The organism is Alcanivorax sp. 1008 (assembly GCF_020667895.1).
Classification (GTDB): Bacteria; Pseudomonadota; Gammaproteobacteria; order Pseudomonadales; family Alcanivoracaceae; genus PGZG01.
Genome location: NZ_JAFMPS010000007.1, coordinates 46,969 through 58,764 on the forward strand (window position 1 = coordinate 46,969; position 11,796 = coordinate 58,764).

Sequence of the window (11,796 nt, forward strand, 5' to 3'; positions counted from 1 at the left end):
GAGCCGGTAAGGGTGCTTGAGGCACACAGAGCCACGAATCCATGGACATGACCGGCAGGTCGGGCCATTATTCGAGCCGCTCTGCGGCCTCTCAATGACGCAATGTGCCAATCTGGCTGACATTAACTATCATTGGCGGCACGCCGAGTACGGCTGCATTCTTATTCCGGGGTACGGGTAACGCTGACCATGATTCATCGTAAAAACATTGCTGTTCGTCAGGTAGTGAGGGTGCTGCAGGGAGCAGCCCGGTCCGGCGCGGATATCCCGTCGCTGTTGTCGACGGCGGGCATTCCCAGGTCATTGTTGGATGATCCGGATGCGCGCATCGAACGTGAGGTCTTTATTCGCCTGATGCTGGCTGTCATGCAGCAGACAGAGGATGAGTTTCTCGGTTTTGGTCAGGGGCGCAAATCCAAGCCAGGCACCTTCAGCATGATGGCCCATGCGGTGATCAACTGTTCCAGCCTTGAAAAGGCCGTTTTGCGTGGCTTGAAGTTCTACGAGTTATTCGATCTTGATGTGCGCTGTACTCTGGTTCGTGATGGCGAAATGGCAGAGCTGCGGGTAACCGCCAATCCACGTCTTGATTTTCGCGAAGTGATTATCGAGTCACTGGTATTTCTATCGCTGCGCTTTATGAGCTGGTTGGCTGGTAAAGCCGTAGAGCCAGAGCGGGTTGATCTGGATTTTGAGCGCGGTGGCAAGGAAGACGATTACCGTTCCCTGTTTAACTGCCCAGTGGAATATGAACAGGACATCAGCCGTCTGGTGTTTCGCCGTGATTACCTTGATCTGCCGCTGGTACAGAACGAAATCTCTCTGTCCAAGTTCCTCAAGGACTCGCTGGCCCAGTTGTTGGAAGGAAACATTCACAATGTTGGCCTGCCAGCCCAGATTCGCGCCATTATTTCCAAGGAATATGGCAATAACTTCCCCGACTTTTCTGAAATTTGCGAAAAGCTGAACATGACACCGCAGACCCTGCGCCGGCGTCTGAAAGAGGGGAATACCAGCTATCAGGAGATCAAAGATACCATCCGCAAGGATGCCTCGATCTACTATCTGTCCAAGCCTGAGCTGTCGATTGATGAAATTGCCTTGTTGATGGGCTTCAGTGAGGCTAGCTCTTTTCACCGGGCGTTCAAAAAGTGGACCGGTAAGACGCCTTCCGTTTACCGGCGTGAATACTTCGGAGATCTTGCATGATATCGGAATCCATGGATGCAGCTCCGGCCAGTGCTACCACAGCCCGTCTACTGGTGACCTGTCCGGATCAGCCCGGCATCATCAGTGCAGTCAGTACTTTTCTTTACCATCATGGCGCCAATATCACAGATCTGGATCAGCACTCGAGCGATCTTAATGGCGGTCGGTTTTTCCTGCGGTTGGAGTTTCAGACCCCTGGTCTGGACTGCTCACTGGATGCTCTGGAGACAAATTTCCGTAACCGGGTCGCTGACAAATATCGTATGGATTGGCGGCTGTCCTATGCCAGCGACAAGAAGCGTATGGCCATTTTGGTGTCCAAACACGATCACGCATTGATGGAGTTACTGTGGCGCACCATGCGCGGCAATTTGCCAGCTACCATTCCAATGGTGATTAGTAACCATGAGGACCTGCGCGGAGAGGTGGAGCGCTTCGGCATTCCATACCACCATGTGCCGGTGAGCAAGGATACCAAGGTGGATTCCTATGCTGCCATGGCGGACATGCTGGACGGCAAGGTTGATTTGATTGTGCTGGCCCGTTACATGCAGGTGCTGTCGCCGGAATTTGTCGGTCGTTTCCCCCAGCAGATCATCAATATCCATCACTCGTTTTTGCCGGCTTTTGTAGGTGCCAATCCCTATCTGCAGGCTTGGCAGCGCGGCGTCAAGCTGATCGGCGCAACCAGCCACTATGTTACCGATGAGCTGGATCAGGGGCCGATTATCGAGCAGAACGTGCAACGGGTTTCACACCGGCACTCGGCGGAGGAGCTCAAGGCGCTGGGTCAGGATGTGGAGCGCAGCGTGCTGCTGCGCGCTGTGCAGTGGCATTTGGAAGATCGGGTAATTGTCGACGGTAATAAGACCGTCGTGTTTGTAAAATAAGCCAGAGCGCTTAAGCCGGCTTGTCTAGAAGCTGAAGCGGAAACCAAGGCTAAGGTTGTTGAGCATCTCGCCATCAGCCTGATAGACGTTGAATTCGGCCACTCCCTTGACGGATTCCACTAGCTGGAACTCTACACCAGCACCCAGATAGGGACCGATGCCTGAAATGGTTTCTTCCTGAGGTGTTTGCTCATTGGTGCTGATTGGATCGCCGTTAATATCAACGTCGGTACGGGTCTCCTCGCGGCGACTCTTCAAGCTGTAAACGAAGGCTCCGCCTCGCACGTAAAAGAATCGGTTGTCGTATAGCCGCAGGCCACCTTCAATACCGCTAAGGCGTAATTGATTGGTAACATCAACGATGATCTGGTCAACATTGGGTGGATCTATTCCGGGGATAGGGTCAATGCTTGATGTGATGGTTTTTCGGGTCTGTCCAAACTGATTCAGTGCGCCTTCTGCCCGCAGCATCCAGCCGCCAACCTTGACATCTTTCAGGTCGAGACCGAGGCGCAGGCGAAAGCCACCCGCGTCATCACCGCCCAGATTATTGTAGTCAGTCCGGGTGCCCAGCAACTCCACAAAGAAGGCCACATTCGGCGGGGCAAGCTCTTCCCGATACTCAATGGCTTGAGCAAGCGGTGTCAGGGCCAGAAGAGCGATACCGATAGTTTTCTTCATGATGTCCACAGGAATGCCGGAATACCCGGCGATTGTACTGAAAACCTGGCGGTCGGCGTGTATGAGAAGCGTTACCGGGCTAATTTGGTATGTATCAACGGGAAAGCGGCTCGAGCATGGTGATGCGCTCCGGTTCTGCCATAAACGGGCTGATCGCATCCAAGGCGTTCTGGCGTTCTCGAGACACGGCCCAGCGCTGCCAGGCATGACGGCTTGACCAGGCCGATAGCACCAGATGGTGGTTGGGACGATCCAGTTCACGCAGAGACTCCCCTGAGACGAAGCCGGGTGCCTGCACGATGGCCTGCATCATGGTGGTAATCGCACTGCTGTAAGGTTGTTCCAGACCTTCTATGATTTGTCGCTCAATCAATACCCGAATCACGTGCCTGCTTCCTGATGTTGAGGTAAATGACATGATACCCATGCTTGACCCGCAGTGTAGAGCGAGCGCTGTACAGCGCAAGTGACAGAATCCATGCCGCAAAGAAAGCTTCTGGTCATGCTGGCAGCGCTGTACTTCGCTCAGGGGCTGCCATTTGGCTTGATAACCCGGGCCCTGCCGGCCATTGCCAGGGATGCTGGCCTGTCTCTGCAGTACATTGGTCTGCTGTCGTTGGCCGCCTTGCCGTGGGCGCTGAAGTTTGTCTGGGCGCCGTGGGTAGATCGCCTTGGGCAGGGCTATAGCAACCATCGCAAGCGTTGGATTATCTCCTGCCAGCTGGCTGCGGTGATGGTTTTGGCGGCCATGTCGCTGCTGCCCATGAGTGAGCTGAGTGTTCCATTTTTTGTTCTTTTGCTGGCGCTACTGTTCCTTTTAAACCTGTTTTTTGCCACCCATGATATTGCTACCGATGGTTTGGCGGTGCGCCTGCTGCCTGCGGCTCTGCGTGGTATTGGCAATAGCGTTCAGACCGGCGGTTACAAGGTTGGCTTGCTTACTGGCGGCGCGGTGCTGCTCTGGCTGGTGGGTGAAATTGGCTGGATGCCCACGGTTTGGCTGGCCATTGCCGCGTTGCTGCTGTTGCTGATCCCATTAAGCCGTTATCCGGAGCCCGAGGAGCCCGTCGCAGCACCGATATCCTATAGCTGGCGTTGGTGGACTGCCGAGCTCTGGCGTTTCTGGGGTCGCTCAGGAATGGTTTGGTGGTTGGTGTTGTTGTTGATCTACAAGGTCGGCGACAGCTTCGGCACTCGCATGATCAAGCCGTTTCTGATCGATCAGAACTGGACGTTGGCCCAGCTGGCAGCGCTGGACCTGGCAGCATCTTTGGCCGGTCTGGCGGCAGTGGCGGCGGCGGGGCTGCTGCTGCTGAAGCTATCGCGACTGGCGGCGCTGGTCAGTTTCTCCATACTTCAGGCTGGGGCTTTTTTGGGCTGGGCATGGTTGGCGCAAAACCCGCATAGCTCGCTGGTCTGGACCATGGCGATTGCTGAACAATGCGCCGATGGTTTGGCGACAGTGGCACTATTCACAGTCATGATGGATAACTGCCGAACTGGTCACGAAGGTTCAGACTACACAGTGCAGGCGTCAGTGATGCTGATGGCGGCGGGGTTGTTCACTCTGTTTAGCGGCTATAGTGCGGCTTATTTCGGCTATTCGCTGCATTTTATGCTGGCCGCAGCACTGGCACTGGCCGCTATAATACCGGCGCTTTTCTGGAGCCGCTCAGGGCAGGTGAAAGATGACAGATAGTAATGCGGCAAATCAGCTGGATGCTCGTGGTCTGGTTTGTCCAGAGCCGGTAATGCTGCTGCATAGCCGGGTGCGGGCCATGGCTCCCGGTGATGAGTTGGAGATGCTGGCGACGGACCCATCCACTGAGCGCGACGTGCCCAAGTTCTGTCAGTTTCTGGGTCACAAACTGGTTAGTCAGGAGCGTGATGGCGACCTGTTTCGGTATTTGATTCGCAAGAAGGGAGCCTGAGTTGATGCTGCTGAATATAGGCTTGATTATTGGCGGGTTCGTGGTGCTGGTGTTCGGCGCAGACTGGCTGGTAAAGGGGGCCTCACGGCTGGCGCTGTCGCTGGGTATGACTCCTCTTGTGGTAGGTTTGACGGTGGTGGCTTTTGGCACCAGTGCGCCGGAGCTCGCGGTGAGCGTCGCCTCAGCCTGGTCTGGCCAGGCTGACTTGGCGGTGGGCAACGTCATTGGGTCGAATGTGGCCAATATTCTGTTGATTCTTGGCCTGTCCGCCGTTGTTGCGCCTCTGGTGGTACATCAACAGTTAGTACGTCTAGATGTACCGATCATGCTCGGTGCCTCCGTATTGTTTTATACGCTCGCTCTGGATGGACGTATAAGTATGGCCGACGGCGCCATCTTGGCTGGCGGCATCGTGCTTTATGTGACGTTTCTGATCCGCCAGAGCCGCCGCGAGAAAAGCGAGGCGGTACTAGCCGAATATGAAGGAGCGATGGAGTCCGGCGGCAGTATCCCCATGGATATTGTATGGATGGTGGCGGGACTGGTTGGGCTGGTGGCTGGCGCCCAGATGTTGGTGGAGGGTGCTGTTTCTCTGGCCCGCGCTTTTGGTGTCAGTGAGTTGATGATTGGTCTTACCGTGCTGGCGATTGGTACTTCCTTGCCCGAGCTGGCCACATCGGTTGTCGCGGCGGTGCGCGGTGAGCGAGATATCGCAGTGGGCAATGTGGTGGGTTCAAATATTTTTAACCTGCTTTCCGTGCTTGGCTTTACCGGGCTGGTTTCACTTGGCCAGCTACCGGTGGCACCGGCTGCGCTGACGCTGGATATTCCGGTGATGCTCGGCGTGGCATTGCTGTGTATGCCGATCTTTAGGGCGGGCTTCATAGTGACCCGGGCAAATGGAGCATTTTTCCTGCTTTGCTATGCCGCCTACATTGGCTGGTTGGTGGTCGACAACAGCGGCACGCCCCCCTCGTGGATGTCGGTGTCGCTGCTCAGCGGACTGATTCCAATGGCGATTTTGTTCACCATGGTATCTTTTGTTCGCTACGTCAGTGCCGAGAAAGCCAGTACATCAGATCACTGATCACGCTGGCGTGCCAGAACGGAGATGGCTGCTAAAGTATCCGGGTCCCTTTCCTTTATCCGGTTGGCCACTTGATGCTGGAAAAAGTAGCGGAAACTGGCATGCTGCTGGGCCGCATGCAGGCAGGGATCTCCGGGGAGCACTGGTGTGTTGGTTACTTCCCCAGGTTCTATCACCATGGCTTGCAGCTGGCCATCGCCGTACAGACGCCAGCTGATAACCTCCTGTAAATTAATGCTCTGAAACCCGTCCGTGGAAAACACAGCGTGGGTGCCAATACTGTCAGGGATTTCCTGAACCACTTCCTGTTTCGCATTGGCGGAGCCAAAAAATTTCACTGCGGATCTGAGCTCATCCGCTTTATGTTGGGGAACCTCGGTGAAAAGGTAGTGACTGTGCGGCAAACGGTAGCCCTGCCAGCGGCCATTCAGAGGGTCTGCCAGATCAGCGCAGGACGATACCGCATTTAGCCACGGTACCATGGCAACTACCTGATCGTTATCCAGCAGCGCCCAGCACAGAATTCGGACGGAGAACAGCGTGTCCGGGTGGCGGTCATTGGCGTATAGCAGCTCGAGCCCATCATTCTCTGGGGAAATCCTTACGATGCGGGGCTTTGCTGGTTTAGGGCGCGGGGTTAGTGGCACCACATTGTGATGCGAGGTGGTGCCAGGCGGTGCTGAGTGTGGCCGGAAACCCATTGGAACCTCCGGTAATAGCAGCAGATGACACTATCACACTAGTCCGCAGTTATCGGCCGGGCAAGTCTGTATCAGGCATTTCATGGACCGGCGGCTGATTATGCAGTCTCAGCGTTCGCCAACAGTGGCTGAGAATGTCTTCAGGCGATAGCCGAGGCGCAGGCTGAGCATCAGCGCTGCAGCGGTGAGGCCGCTAAGCAAGCCGACCCAGAAGCCCTCAGGCCCCATCGCTGGTACCAGCAGATCAGTCAGGGCCAGCGCATAACCCACTGGCAGGCCAATTCCCCAGTAAGCCAGCAGGGTGATGAACATGGGCACCGTAGTGTCCTCAAAGCCACGCAGGGCACCGCTGACTGTTACTTGCCAGGCATCTGACAGCTGGTACAGGGCAGCGAACAGAAGCAGACTGGAAGCGATGGCTCGTACTTCGCTGTCGCTGCTGTACAGCCAGGGAACCTGGTGGCGTAACAGAAACAGTAGGCTACCAGCGACCACGCCAATCACCACCGTCATAAACATGGCACTTTTAACCGCCAGCCGTACCGCAGCAATATTTCCCTGACCGCGCCCGTGGCCAACACGCACAGTGGTGGCAATGGCCAGGCTGAGCGGAATCATAAACAGCAATCCGGTGAAATTAAGTGCCACCTGATGGCCGGCGACGACAGTTGGGCCAAGGCTGCTAATCAGCAGAGCAATCATGGCAAAGATACTGACCTCAAAAAAAATCGATAGGCCGACCGGAAGGCCCAACAGGAAAATATACCAGGCTGTTCGTGCTTCAATATGAGTCTTCTTGAGGTGAAGGCGGGCGGCTGCATATACCGGGTGGCGTTGGATATAGCCGCTCATCATCAGGGCCATACACCAGAACACCAGCGAGGTGGCCCAGCCACAGCCAACACCACCCAGAGCGGGCATGCCAAGTTTGCCGTAGATCAGAATGTAATTACTGGGAATATTGATCAGCAGGCCGATAACGCTGATCCACAAGACCGGGCGGGTGTGAGACATGGCCTCTGTGTAACTGCGTAAGGTCAGAAAGATGGCGGCGCCGGGCATGCCCCAGCTGAGTGCGCTGAGGTAACCCGCTACTTTAGGTTGTAGTGCAGCATCAACCTCCATCCATGCCAGCACGGGGGCCATACTGCGCAACGCCAATGCGGCCAGCAGGCCAAGACCCAGTGCCAGCCACAAGCCTTGCTGGGCAATCGGATTGATGCGGTGGTAGGCTTGCGCGCCAAGTTTACGGGACAATATGGGGGTGGCGCTCATCAGCACCCCGGTCATAAAGAGGTAGATCGGAACCCAGATGCTGGCGCCAACAGCGACCGCAGCGAGATCCACCGGGCTGACTCTTCCGGCCATCACCGTGTCGACAAACCCGTTCGCGGTTTGCGCCAGTTGCCCACCGAGAATTGGCAGTGCCAGTAGCAGCTGGCTGCGGGCTTCCTGGCGTAGTGGGGATGAACGGCTTTTCACGTTAAGAGGTTCCTGAATGAGGCGCGCTACCTTACCGCAAAGCGACTCTGAAATGCAGCGCACCCTAACCAGTGTGGAGCTGGAAAAGTTATTCGCTGATTGTTTTCTGGTGACTGAAAACACCCGGCTGGTTGGTCAGGCGGAAGAGCCCTTGTATCTGCCTGCCTGTGATGGCCTGCCGGCGCAGATTTTTTATACCCGGGACTATTTTCGCTCCGCATTGCATGAGATCGCTCACTGGTGTGTGGCCGGGCCCGCTCGCCGAAAGCTAGTGGATTTTGGTTATTGGTATGCGGCAGATGGCCGTAATGCGCAGCAGCAGGCCGCCTTTTTACGGGTGGAGTTGGAGCCGCAAGCTTTGGAGTTACTGTTCTGTGCCGCGGCAGGGCATCGTTTCCGAGTGTCCCAGGATAATCTTAGCGGAGAGGCAGTGGATCCTGCTCCCTTCGAACAGGCGGTATGGGACCGTGCTGTGCTATTGGCGGAAACCGGTCTGCGGGGAAGAAGCAAACGTTGGTGTGAAGTGCTGGCGCAGCATTACCGCGGCTCAGAGCTGCGGCCTGCCCATCTGATGCAGGTATTTGAGCATTGGTAACGGCTTGTTGTGTATGGATAAACATAAATGCCGGGCAAGCCCGGCATTTATGTTTACAACGCAATGGTAAGGATCAAGAGGGGAACAGGTTCAGTGCATAGTCGCCAGTCCAGACTTCCACGGGCAGGGCACCAAAGTCCATCGATTTGACGATAAGCAGAATACGCCGCTCCAACTCATCATCACCCACTTCAGACGACTTGATTACCACGTTACTCACTTCACCGGATGGGGCAATCGTCATAGTCAGCACCACAGTCCCACGCAATGCAGGGTTTTGCCGCAGAGCACGTTGGTAGGCGCTATTGATGCGGCCCTGACTACGGTTAAAGGTCTGACGGATTTGTTCTTCCGTACGGACACTTTTGCCCTCCGCATTTTTGCGTACGGTGGTAGCAGCTTCAGTGGCAATCTTACTCTCAACCTGGGCAACCTCTGCGCCTTCCAGAGTGCCGCCGCCACCGCCACCGCTGGATACGCTGGCCACGGCAATACCGCCCGAGCCGCTGCCGGCACGACTGGTAATCAGATTGCGCTCGACCTTGGCAGACTCGGCACCACCAGTGCGCAGTGGTTGGCGATTGACGACCGGCGCCAGATCCTGCAGACCAGCGAGCGAATCTTCGAACACTTTCAGTTCTTTCTTCGCTACTTCACGAGCTTTTTCTACTCGTTCAGGAGTCGGCTCTTCCTTCGGCTTTTCCGGCTCTGGCTCAGGCTCTGGCTCTGGCTCAGGTTCTGGCTCGGGTTCTGGCTCCGGCTCAGGAGGCGGTGGCGGCGGCTCTTCCTTTTTCTTCTCCATCACCAGCTTGGCCAGCCGCTCCGGAATCTGTTCCGCTTCGCTGCGGTCCTTCTTCGGAATGGTGGTGCTCTCAATCAGGATGATGAAAAACAGGCACAGTAATGCCAGCACGGCCAAAATGATCCACTGACGACGGCGATCCCCGGGGAGGTTGTCCCAAGGAAGCAGACCATCGACAAATATCATCAGAGGCTTCTTGTTATTCTCGCTCATTCGACGCCCTCCTCAGCCTTTTGCAGCACGGCAAAGGAGATTTTGGAATAGTCAGTCTGGTTGGCACTGACCATCACATTGCGAATGGTGGAATAGGGTACCTTGCGGTCCGCCAGAATCATGACCTCACGCTCAGGTATGCCATCTTCGTTCAGTACTGGAAGACTGCGATCCGCACGCCATTGCAGCTCTGCAACCAAGGCCGGTATCACCATGGCGCCATCTTCGTTCTCGGCGGCAGTCGGATCAACGGCCACGTCTTGAACCAGAATGTTGCGAGCACTGATCTGGATCTTCAGAACCTCGCCAGGCACCGTATTGGCGCTGGACTCAGGCAGAACAATGTCCTTGTTATCCGGCGGCTGCTGGGAGTTCGATGAATTAACCAGCAGAAAGAACACCAGAATGGTGAAGATATCCATCAGTGAAGTCAGGTTCAGCACTGCAACGCCCTTATGGCGTGCATGCCGTCGGGCCATACGCTTACCGCGGGATGACTTTTTCATGCATCACCTCCACGACGAGCGTCCGGTGGCGCTGAGCCAATGCCGATTTCCGGGAACAGTTCTTTTTTGATGCCTATGCCATTATTGATCTCGATTCGGTAACGAACCGCATCCATGGTGTAGATCATCAGCTCATAGTCGGTGTCATCCTCACACAGCAGGGTGATATTGGTGACTTCCGGGAACTGGGCTTTGATTTCCGCAAGATACCCGCGCAGCTTTTCACGGTCATGCTTGCCGTCTTCAGCTACGGGTACGATAGCGACAATTTTGCCGCTTTTCCTTTCGCCAATCTCGTAGCGGTCCTGATAAATCAGAACCTCCAGTACGGGCTTATTATTCTCTTCCGGGTCCGAAGGAGGTGCTTCCTCGTTGGACGGCAAGTTCAGCTGCAGGATGGAAACCTGGGCGAATACCGCATTGAGTAGCAGGAACGGAATCAGTACCACCATCAAATTGAGGAAGGCGGTAATGTTCAGTTCGACATCTTCGTGCCCTGTACGCTTTCTTGATCGCATACCGGCTCCTTAACAGGTTAACGAAAGTTGACGGATTATTGACCGTCGCCGTTACGTTGATCCTGTTGAGTCACCACCTGACGGAATACATTCAGGAACTTGATCGAAGCCATTTCCATACTGTCGATCAGCTTGCCGGTCATAGAGTTGATGAACGAGTAAGCCAGCAGTAGCGGAATTGCAGCGATAAGACCAAATGCAGTGGTGTTCATGGCCACCGAGATAGAGGCGGATAGCAGGTCGGCCTTTTGTGCCGGGTCAGCACTGGCTACCGCAGTAAATGCCTGAATCAGACCGATAATGGTACCGAGTAGGCCCATCAGGGTGGCGATGTTGGCGAGAGTAGCGATATAGGGGGTGCGAGTTTCCAGACGCGGCATAACTTCCATCAAGCCTTCTTCCATGGCCAGCTCCACGTCATCATGGCGACGGCTGATGCGGGCACGCTCGAGGCCGTACGCAACAATGCGACCAATGCCCACTTGGCTGTCTTTAACCACATCCATTGCCTGACGGAACTGGCCTTTGGAGAGGAGCGGGAATACCTGGTCCCAGATTTTCTTGTTGCGCGCTTTGGTGGCTTGCAGGTACAGCACACGTTCGATGACGATGCCCAAGCCGATCGCCAGTACAATCAGGATTGGATACATGAAGAAGCCACCATCCTGAATAAAACTGATGGCTGTGGTCATCAGTCCGGTATCGGCAACGGCCGGAGCGGAGGCTGGATCAAGGGATACTGGCGTCGACATCAGGGTGTTCTCCAAACAGGGTTGTTGTTGTCATTACAGCATCCCCATGATGCTGTTGGTGAAAATGGCGATGGTCTTTTTATCAGAATTTATGCCGAGCTGCATCTGCTTGGCTGGGTATAACTCAAATCAGTCAAGAAACAGATCGTCACCGCTGGCGGGTTCTTGGCCGAGAATGCGGTAATACTCGACTTCTCGCATCAAAACCTCTTGATCCAGAGGTTCCAGTACCCTGTTGAGCAATGAGGAAGTAGGGTCCTTCTTTTCCAGCTTCACTTCCTTGTCTTTCCATGGCACAACATTAAGAACAGTGGGTGCCTCCTGAGAGCCAATAATATTACTCGAAAGCCCCGGATCGGCGGTTTCCTGCTCTGCAATGGCGGGCAGGGAGAGGAGTACTGAGCAGCAGATTAGGGAGACATAGCGCAT

Annotated in this window: 15 protein-coding genes; 6 read left to right on the forward strand and 9 right to left on the reverse strand. The window is 55.3% G+C overall.

Annotation, left to right across the window (positions count from 1 at the left end; translation table 11 throughout):
* Positions 1-189 precede the first annotated feature (189 nt).
* Positions 190-1,209, forward strand: a complete 1,020-nt coding sequence (locus J1C54_RS09790) for an AraC family transcriptional regulator (protein ID WP_229146941.1) — start codon at positions 190-192, stop codon at positions 1,207-1,209.
* The gene (gene purU, locus J1C54_RS09795) at positions 1,206-2,099 is read left to right on the forward strand and encodes a formyltetrahydrofolate deformylase (RefSeq protein WP_229146943.1); all 894 of its coding nucleotides are present in this window, start codon (positions 1,206-1,208) and stop codon (positions 2,097-2,099) included. The genes J1C54_RS09790 and purU overlap by 4 nt, the downstream gene beginning before the upstream one ends.
* Before the next feature lie 24 nt (positions 2,100-2,123).
* Here the strand turns inward: purU and J1C54_RS09800 are convergent, their stop codons facing one another.
* Both J1C54_RS09800 and J1C54_RS09805 read right to left on the reverse strand, forming a co-directional pair.
* The gene (locus J1C54_RS09800) at positions 2,124-2,780 is read right to left on the reverse strand and encodes a hypothetical protein (RefSeq protein WP_229146945.1); all 657 of its coding nucleotides are present in this window, start codon (positions 2,778-2,780) and stop codon (positions 2,124-2,126) included.
* 94 nt (positions 2,781-2,874) lie between these two features.
* On the reverse strand, positions 2,875-3,165 hold the full coding sequence (locus J1C54_RS09805; protein WP_229146946.1) for an antibiotic biosynthesis monooxygenase: 291 nt from the start codon (positions 3,163-3,165) through the stop codon (positions 2,875-2,877).
* Between the two features lie 93 nt (positions 3,166-3,258).
* On the opposite strand from J1C54_RS09805, the gene J1C54_RS09810 reads away from it, so the two are divergent.
* Genes J1C54_RS09810 through J1C54_RS09820 form a run of 3 tightly spaced genes read left to right on the forward strand, consistent with a single transcriptional unit; the run spans position 3,259 to position 5,798 of the window.
* Positions 3,259-4,479 carry an MFS transporter gene (locus J1C54_RS09810; RefSeq protein ID WP_229146947.1) on the forward strand — a complete coding sequence of 407 codons (1,221 nt, stop codon included), beginning with the start codon at positions 3,259-3,261 and terminating at the stop codon, positions 4,477-4,479.
* Positions 4,469-4,711, forward strand: a complete 243-nt coding sequence (gene tusA, locus J1C54_RS09815; RefSeq protein ID WP_229146948.1) for a sulfurtransferase TusA — start codon at positions 4,469-4,471, stop codon at positions 4,709-4,711. The genes J1C54_RS09810 and tusA overlap by 11 nt, the downstream gene beginning before the upstream one ends.
* A gap of 4 nt (positions 4,712-4,715) precedes the next feature.
* Positions 4,716-5,798 carry a calcium/sodium antiporter gene (locus J1C54_RS09820; RefSeq protein WP_229146952.1) on the forward strand — a complete coding sequence of 361 codons (1,083 nt, stop codon included), beginning with the start codon at positions 4,716-4,718 and terminating at the stop codon, positions 5,796-5,798.
* Here the strand turns inward: J1C54_RS09820 and J1C54_RS09825 are convergent.
* Both J1C54_RS09825 and J1C54_RS09830 read right to left on the reverse strand, forming a co-directional pair.
* Positions 5,792-6,499 (reverse strand): hypothetical protein, encoded by a 708-nt coding sequence (locus J1C54_RS09825; protein WP_229146954.1) that lies wholly within the window; start codon positions 6,497-6,499, stop codon positions 5,792-5,794. The genes J1C54_RS09820 and J1C54_RS09825 overlap by 7 nt on opposite strands.
* Before the next feature lie 108 nt (positions 6,500-6,607).
* Positions 6,608-7,981: an MATE family efflux transporter gene (locus tag J1C54_RS09830; RefSeq protein WP_229146955.1), complete on the reverse strand. Its 1,374-nt coding sequence runs from the start codon at positions 7,979-7,981 to the stop codon at positions 6,608-6,610.
* A gap of 16 nt (positions 7,982-7,997) precedes the next feature.
* On the opposite strand from J1C54_RS09830, the gene J1C54_RS09835 reads away from it, so the two are divergent.
* On the forward strand, positions 7,998-8,576 hold the full coding sequence (locus J1C54_RS09835; RefSeq protein WP_229146956.1) for an elongation factor P hydroxylase: 579 nt from the start codon (positions 7,998-8,000) through the stop codon (positions 8,574-8,576).
* 73 nt (positions 8,577-8,649) lie between these two features.
* Here J1C54_RS09835 and J1C54_RS09840 read toward each other — a convergent pair whose 3' ends face one another.
* From J1C54_RS09840 to J1C54_RS09860, 5 genes are all read right to left on the reverse strand, one after another.
* Entirely contained in the window at positions 8,650-9,591 is a 942-nt protein-coding gene (locus J1C54_RS09840; RefSeq protein ID WP_229146957.1) for a TonB family protein, read from the reverse strand.
* Positions 9,588-10,097 (reverse strand): biopolymer transporter ExbD, encoded by a 510-nt coding sequence (locus J1C54_RS09845; protein WP_229146959.1) that lies wholly within the window; start codon positions 10,095-10,097, stop codon positions 9,588-9,590. Before J1C54_RS09845 ends, J1C54_RS09840 begins: the two co-directional genes overlap by 4 nt.
* Positions 10,094-10,615, reverse strand: a complete 522-nt coding sequence (locus tag J1C54_RS09850; RefSeq protein ID WP_229146960.1) for a biopolymer transporter ExbD — start codon at positions 10,613-10,615, stop codon at positions 10,094-10,096. The genes J1C54_RS09845 and J1C54_RS09850 overlap by 4 nt, the downstream gene beginning before the upstream one ends.
* Positions 10,616-10,650: 35 nt before the next feature.
* The gene (locus tag J1C54_RS09855) at positions 10,651-11,367 is read right to left on the reverse strand and encodes a MotA/TolQ/ExbB proton channel family protein (RefSeq protein ID WP_229146961.1); all 717 of its coding nucleotides are present in this window, start codon (positions 11,365-11,367) and stop codon (positions 10,651-10,653) included.
* A 129-nt stretch (positions 11,368-11,496) separates the two neighbouring features.
* The gene (locus J1C54_RS09860; RefSeq protein WP_229146962.1) at positions 11,497-11,796 is read right to left on the reverse strand and encodes a hypothetical protein; all 300 of its coding nucleotides are present in this window, start codon (positions 11,794-11,796) and stop codon (positions 11,497-11,499) included.

Excerpts from the sequence above, each read along its gene's own strand:
- J1C54_RS09850 (WP_229146960.1), bottom strand. The coding sequence starts at position 10,615 with ATGCGATCAAGAAAGCGTACAGGGCACGAAGATGTCGAACTGAACATT.
- J1C54_RS09845 (WP_229146959.1), bottom strand. The coding sequence starts at position 10,097 with ATGAAAAAGTCATCCCGCGGTAAGCGTATGGCCCGACGGCATGCACGC.
- J1C54_RS09825 (WP_229146954.1), bottom strand. The coding sequence starts at position 6,499 with ATGGGTTTCCGGCCACACTCAGCACCGCCTGGCACCACCTCGCATCAC.
- J1C54_RS09835 (WP_229146956.1), top strand. The coding sequence starts at position 7,998 with ATGAGGCGCGCTACCTTACCGCAAAGCGACTCTGAAATGCAGCGCACC.
- tusA (WP_229146948.1), top strand. The coding sequence starts at position 4,469 with ATGACAGATAGTAATGCGGCAAATCAGCTGGATGCTCGTGGTCTGGTT.
- J1C54_RS09790 (WP_229146941.1), top strand. The coding sequence starts at position 190 with ATGATTCATCGTAAAAACATTGCTGTTCGTCAGGTAGTGAGGGTGCTG.
- J1C54_RS09810 (WP_229146947.1), top strand. The coding sequence starts at position 3,259 with ATGCCGCAAAGAAAGCTTCTGGTCATGCTGGCAGCGCTGTACTTCGCT.
- J1C54_RS09820 (WP_229146952.1), top strand. The coding sequence starts at position 4,716 with ATGCTGCTGAATATAGGCTTGATTATTGGCGGGTTCGTGGTGCTGGTG.
- J1C54_RS09840 (WP_229146957.1), bottom strand. The coding sequence starts at position 9,591 with ATGAGCGAGAATAACAAGAAGCCTCTGATGATATTTGTCGATGGTCTG.
- J1C54_RS09855 (WP_229146961.1), bottom strand. The coding sequence starts at position 11,367 with ATGTCGACGCCAGTATCCCTTGATCCAGCCTCCGCTCCGGCCGTTGCC.
- J1C54_RS09860 (WP_229146962.1), bottom strand. The coding sequence starts at position 11,796 with ATGCGCTATGTCTCCCTAATCTGCTGCTCAGTACTCCTCTCCCTGCCC.
- purU (WP_229146943.1), top strand. The coding sequence starts at position 1,206 with ATGATATCGGAATCCATGGATGCAGCTCCGGCCAGTGCTACCACAGCC.
- J1C54_RS09800 (WP_229146945.1), bottom strand. The coding sequence starts at position 2,780 with ATGAAGAAAACTATCGGTATCGCTCTTCTGGCCCTGACACCGCTTGCT.